This is a genomic window from Streptococcus mitis SK597 (genome assembly GCF_000148545.1).
Classification (GTDB): Bacteria; Bacillota; Bacilli; order Lactobacillales; family Streptococcaceae; genus Streptococcus; species Streptococcus mitis_C.
The window spans coordinates 40189-46718 of sequence record NZ_AEDV01000012.1 but is presented as its reverse complement, the minus strand read 5'-3'; the positions used below and the strand labels follow the sequence as shown (position 1 = coordinate 46718).

At 36.0% G+C, this 6530-nt stretch carries 3 protein-coding genes; all 3 read right to left on the bottom strand.

Going from position 1 to position 6530, the window contains the following annotated elements; all coding sequences use genetic code 11:
* Positions 1 to 67 precede the first annotated feature (67 nt).
* Positions 68 to 2047, bottom strand: coding sequence for a peptide ABC transporter substrate-binding protein (locus SMSK597_RS04660; RefSeq protein ID WP_000857586.1), 1980 nt, complete (start codon positions 2045 to 2047; stop codon positions 68 to 70).
* 327 nt (positions 2048 to 2374) lie between these two features.
* Positions 2375 to 5284, bottom strand: a complete 2910-nt coding sequence (locus SMSK597_RS12515; RefSeq protein ID WP_000358368.1) for an SEC10/PgrA surface exclusion domain-containing protein — start codon at positions 5282 to 5284, stop codon at positions 2375 to 2377.
* A gap of 141 nt (positions 5285 to 5425) precedes the next feature.
* Positions 5426 to 6472 (bottom strand): acyltransferase family protein, encoded by a 1047-nt coding sequence (locus SMSK597_RS04655; RefSeq protein ID WP_001084073.1) that lies wholly within the window; start codon positions 6470 to 6472, stop codon positions 5426 to 5428.
* Positions 6473 to 6530: the final 58 nt, after the last annotated feature.

Below are 6530 nucleotides of genomic sequence, written 5' to 3'. Positions count from 1 at the left end.
GCTGACATGGTTTGAAGAGATTTTCGAAGAATATAAAGGAGTCGGCTACAAACCAACTCCTTTACCTTTATTTCACATGTTTTGCAAGTTCTTCTTGCGCTTTTTTATTGGATTCTGCTTTTTCTTTCATCCATTTTTCTTGAGCTTTTTGGTATTCATCTGCAGTGACTGCCTTGTCTTGAAGTTCAAGGTATTTGTACAAGAGTGGCTCACTTGTACCTTTATTTCCTGACAATGCAAATGGTATTGTAAATGGTACCATCTTAGACAAGATTGGACGTCCTGTACGAGATGTAGTTGGAATAATCAAAGCACTATCTGTCAACCAAGCTTGAGCTGCAGCGTATTTATCATATCGTTTAGCCACATCTGTAGCCTCATCACCAGCTTCAGTAACCAATTTCTCGTAGTCATATAGACCTACTTTCTTAGCAGCTACATTATCTTTCCCTGAGTCAAACCCTAAATATGTTTTAGTACTTTCTCCTACAGATGGTTTGATGATATCAAGATAAGTTGATGGATCGGCAAAGTCTGGACCCCAACCGACATTATCTGATAAATCCCAGTCTTCGCCAGCAGCATTTTCAGCAAAATATGTAATATTGTTTACTTCGTCTTTTTGTAGTTGTTGGATATCAATAACCACATTATCAGTTCCTAAAGTCGCTTCCAAGGATTGTTTCATAGATTGGACGCGCTGAACTTTTGTAGTTGCTGTTTGGTCAACAGGCATATCTAGGTGAATTGGGAATTGGACTCCTTCTGCTTGTAAGGCTGATTTAGCTTTAGCAAATTCAGCCTTGGCTTTCTCTGGGTTGTAAAGGCCATCCTGAGAATCTGCAAGATTAACATCCTTCCATTCATCCCCATAGGTTACTAATTTTTCTTTAACCATATCGCCAAAGTTTTTACCATCTGCTTGAACAAATGTTGGTGGTACAAAGAGATTACGCAAGATTTTGCTTGCTCCAGTTTCTCCATTCAACTGAGAGGCATAGGCTGTACGGTCAAATCCGAAAGCAATAGCCTGACGGAAATCCTTGTTTAAGAGAGCTTTTTTAGTAGATGTCTTTTGTTCTTCGCTGGTCTTAGATGTGTATTTATAAGATTGGCGGTCAATATTTGTCCCTACTAGATAAGTCGTAGAGTCTTGTTGAGTATAGACGATATTGTCTTTCATACTCTTCTCAAGCTCTGCGAAACTTGCACTTGTTGGATAGAGACGAGCTGCTGTAAGGCTACCATCTTTAAAGTTTTCTGCTGGTTTGCTGGTATCTTGCCCATCCCAGAATGACAATTTGACCTTGTCAATATGGACATTGTCTTTATCCCAGTAGTTCGGATTTTTCGCAAATTCAACAGAGGATTTGGTCACAATAGATTTCAACAAATAAGGACCATTGTACAAGATACTACTTGGATCCGTAGCTTTGGCAAAATCATCCCCTTTTGAGTTCAAAAACTCTTCATTGACTGGCGCAAGCACACCCATGGTTGTTTTTGAGTTCCAAAAACTTTCAGGTTTGTTCAAAGTGTATTGGACTGTTTGATCGTCAAGTGCTTTAATCCCAACTTGAGAGAAATCTTTAATTTCCCCTTTAGCATAGGCATCTAGTCCTTTGATTGAATCCTGTACCAAGTAAAGGGCTTCTGCTTTCTTATCTGTTGCATATTTAAGACCTGTCACAAAGTCCTGAGCCTTAACAGGAGCATACTCTTCTCCCTCAGATGTATACCACTTGGCATCCTGACGAATCTTATAAGTATAAGTCAAGCCATCCTTAGAAACTGACCAGTCCTCTGCCATTGAGGGAATAAGGTTCCCGTATTTATCATTTTCAAGCAATCCATCAATCACATTACTAGTAATGTCGGCAGTTGCTGCCTTACCAGTTGTCAAATAGTTGAGATTATCTGGATGTGTCTCGTAGGTAAAGGCAAAGGTCTGCTCACCTTTAGCGCCTGAGCCCCCTGAACAAGCAGCTAAAACACCCGCTGCTAATAAAGTCACTCCCGCAAGAGCCAATACTTTTCTTGTTTTCATAGTCTTCTCCTTTGTTTTTTTATTCATTATAGACCCTTTTTCAAGTCCTGTCAATACAATTTTCTGAATTTTTTGATTTATACTATATATTCTTATAATTCAGTCTCTTTTCTTCTATAGTAGATTGAATCAAGAATAGTACGCCACGACTGCTAAAATATTTCTATACATTAATTTGACTTTCCTAATCGATTTGTTCACATCTTATTTCAATCTACTATAAAATATAACTCTACTTTTACTTTAGACAAGCAAAATGGAGAAAATCAAGTTGATTTTCTCCATTTCATTTCTTTTATCATCACGTAAGATGATTGTTTTAATAAATTATTTTTCTTCCTTTTTTCTTGCCACTAATCCCAAAGAAGTAGTTGCTGCAATAATCGCAAGTACAATTGATGCTTTTGAATCTTTCATACCTGTTGTAGGAAGTTTTTTAGCATTCTCTACATATACAACTGATTGAGTTGCTTTTGGTGCCATATATGACACTTGAGAATTTGAAATTGCTTGTTCAGCAAGTTTCTTGGCATCATCTGAAACAGCTGGTTTAGAATCTTGCTTTTCATCCTTCACTTCTTCACGTGGAAGAGTTTTCTCTCTATCAGGCTTAACTTCAGGTTTTCTATCTTCTTTACGTGGAGGAAGGTTCTCTGGAAGAATTGGTGAGACTTCTTTCTTAGTACCGACTAAAACAACCTCATCAATAGCTTTCGTTAATACTTCTTCACTATCAACTACACGACCAACTTCTTTTCCATCAGCTTTCAAGATTGTAGCTTTGACCTTCTTACGACCAACTACGCCTGGAGTTTTAACAACACGTTCACCTTCTTTAAGGGATGGATCGAGTTCCTCAACAATGCTAAACTTGATTTCCTCTTCTTTAACTTCCTCACGGAATGTTAATTCAGGATTTTCAGGTTGAATCAAATTAGAGATACGTTGTTTTAGAAGATCTTTATATTCATCTTCTAATTTAACAAGTTCAGTTTGTTTATCTGCTACACATTTGTGAAGCTCTGTAACTTTAGCATCTGAAGCAGCCTTTTCTGCTTTAGCTTTTTCATAGATTTGCTTAGCATTTTCAAGAGAAGCTACTAATTCTTCTGCTTTAGCTTTTTCAGCCTCTTTAGTTTTAACGTTCGCTTCAGCGTCTTTAACATCCTTCTCAGCTTGGGCTAATTTAGCTTTCGCTTCAGTAAGAGCAGTTTTGGCTTTTACAGCTTCTTGTTTAGCTGTTTCTAATGCAGCTTTAGCTTTGTTAAGTTCGTCAGCTTTATTAGTAGCTCCTTGACGTAAGTTGTTTAAGTTAGTTTCAGCTTCTTGAAGAGCTTGTTCAGCAGCTGTAAGTTTGTTAGTTGCATCAGTAAGAGCTTTTTCAGCAGCAGGTAATTGATTTTTGTATTGCTTAGCAGTGTCTAAGTTGCTTTGAGCTGTAGTTACCTCAGCTTGGGCATCTTTAACTGCTTTTTCAGCAGCTTGTTTTTTAGTGCTGTATTCTTTTGCAGCTGTAGGATCGTTTTTGATTTCAGTTGCATTGAATTTAGTTGAATCAAGAACGATACTGTTTGTGTCTTGTCCAGGTTCTTTATTTTCTCCAGCTGTTTGGAAGTTATGGACGAAGATTTCAAGGTTGTTAAAGTATCTGTAGTCTCCCCATTGGTTTACATACGGTTTTGGATTAAATTTAACAGATGCAGTAACGCTTGTTGCATTGTATTCAGAAGCTTTACGCCCTAACTTGTTTCCTTCTCCATCTTTACGGTAAGCAATGCTTCCACCAATAGATAGTGCGTTTTCCCATGCACGGTGAGAATTTGCACCAGTATAGTCTTCGTTGTTAGTGAACATTTTATTATTATATGCTTCGAAGATATACTCTTTTAATTGTCCCATTGTCATAGTAGGTCTACATGTGCTGTTTTGTATTAGAGTATTTAGATTTTGTTCAGATTTAAATAATTCACTTTCAGTTGTTTTTTCGTATGTTTTAGCATTAGCGAAGATTATATCACTTTGGTTTTGGTTGTCACCAGTTTTGTATGATAAACCATTTGCTTTTGCTGCAGCGTTAATTCCATCGTAATCAGGTTTAGCATATGTTTCTGTTACTTTCGCATATTTTTTGTTACGAGCATCCGCAGCTTCATTAGCAAATTTTTCCATACCTACAGTTGTTTTAATTTTAGGGTTTCCTAGTTGTTCACGGATTTGGTTAACGATGTGAAGACCGAATAAGTTAATTTCTCTCTTTTGGTCAGCTGTTAAGTTCCAAATATCAATTTCACGTGTGTCAGTTGTATTAGTGTAGGTATTTTTAGCCATATTAGTTTTTGCTAATTGTTTTAATTTTTCAGCATTAGCAGTTACTTCAGCTTGGTTTCTTGTGCTAAGTTCGTTGGCACGTCCATCACCAGTGTTGTTTGGATCGTTTTCTCCCATCAATTTAGCACGCTCGTTTAATGCAGCTGCAAAGTCCTTACCTAGGGTAAATTTAACATCAGAGAAATCGTATGCTTGTGGTTTTTCACCAAGATCTTTAAGCGCTTTTTCTTTATCTGCTAAAGTTTGTTTTTTAGCAGATAATTCGTTATTTAAATCGGTTACCTTTTTATCTGCAGCGTCATCAGCTTTTTTAGCATCAGATTTAGCTTTTTCTGCGTCAGATTTAGCTTTTTCTGCGTCAACTTTTGCCTTTTCAGCTTCTGTTTTTGCTTTTTCTGCTGCAGTTAGAGATGGAGTTCCATTTTCTAAGTCTTGTACTTTTTTAGCAGCAGCATCAACAGCAAAGTTTGCATTGTCTGCTTCTGTTTGTTTTGTTGCTGCATCTTTAGCAAGAGCGTCTTGAGCGGCTTTTTTATTTTTTACATCAGCTGCCGCAGTTTTAACAGCTTCCGCAGCTGTAGTTGTATCGTCTTTGGCTTTTTGGATAGCTTCAGGTGTAGCTTCTTTTGCCTTTTCAGCTACCGCTTTTTCCTTTTCTGCCGCTACTTTTGCAGCAGCTTCTGCCTGAGTTAGATTAGCTTCTTTTTGTTTAATTGCAGCTTTAGTTTCTAAAACTTTCTTCTCAGCATCTGCGATTTGTTGATCAGAAACTGGCTTCAGTGTTTCTACCTCTGTAGTTTCTTTATTGGTAGTTTTATCACTTTCTTCATCCGCACTTACTTGATGAACTGAAAATGCAGTAAAAGCTGCTGCAGTTGCTACCAAGGCTGTTTTTATTTTTTTATCCATCTGGTTTAAATCTCCTAAATATTTCATACATATTTGAAGCCGATTATATCATTTTTTTAGCTTTTTTTCAATTTTTTAGTTCGTTTTTTATTAGATTTTATATATCAAAAAATCGAAGATATCCATCCTCGATTTCATTCACTATTTGACTTTTCTTAGATACTTCATTGGATAAAATACAAAATCTGCATATGGGATTTTTTTGGAGAAATAAAGTATAAGGATTGAACCAAACCAACCTAAAAGAAGTCCTATCACTATATGGATAAAGATATTGCTAACACCTAGCTTTAATAAAGCAATTCTAGTTACAGAAACTATTGGTGCATGCAGAAGATAGATTACTAAACTATCTTTTCCTATCTTTCTAAAATAATCAGCAACTCGATTCAATTTATCACTTAAAATAGGATAGGACGCCATAGCTAAAATTACAGAAACTGGGAAGATGAACCCATTTAGTCCCGGTCTATCATATGAAATATAAAAAGTAGGGGCAGATAATTGCCAATATATTAAAAATACTGTAATGACAACTAGTGTCACACAACTAATCGACTTCCATCTATTTGTTAAAAAAGTTCCAACACCTGAGTGTCTGATCCATGATCCTAACAAAAAGAAGAAAGCCCATAGAAAAATTTTCTGAACAATATAGATATTAGTTGGTGCAAATATAGAAAGAAGATAGGCTACTACACTAATGATAAATAGCTTGTGATAGGATTTGATCCAAATAGAAAGGAAGGCAACAACCAGGTAAATCCACCACAAAACATAGAGATACCACGATACTCCAAGAGGTGTTTGATAAATATTTAACAAATCCCAAAAAGAAGCTGCATTCCTTACTGTCGCTCCGCCTAATTTTTGAAGTCCAAATTGTATGATAGAATAGAACAAATAAGGAATTCCTAAAATAATTGTTTTTTGTTTTACAAAAGTTGTAAAAGTCTTTAAATTGTCTACTGGTTTAAAGAAAAAACCTGACAAAGCATAGAATACTGGTATATGAAACAGATAAAAAATCTGAGTCACAAATAATAACCATTGATTGTTATCTTCAAATCTTTTGGATTCAAATAGTCCTAAAACAACATGACCTAAAACAACCATTAAAACTGTTAAACCCTTCCCAAAATCAATCCACTCGATTCGGGCAGGCTTTTGTTTACTAAAACTATTCATTTCTTTTGATATCTCCTGTTAAGATGAATAATAATGAGGAAAAGAAGTATTCCCCCAT

Coding starts and splice junctions, on each gene's coding strand:
- SMSK597_RS04660 (WP_000857586.1), bottom strand. CDS start 2,047: ATGAAAACAAGAAAAGTATTGGCTCTTGCGGGAGTGACTTTATTAGCA.
- SMSK597_RS12515 (WP_000358368.1), bottom strand. CDS start 5,284: ATGGATAAAAAAATAAAAACAGCCTTGGTAGCAACTGCAGCAGCTTTT.
- SMSK597_RS04655 (WP_001084073.1), bottom strand. CDS start 6,472: ATGAATAGTTTTAGTAAACAAAAGCCTGCCCGAATCGAGTGGATTGAT.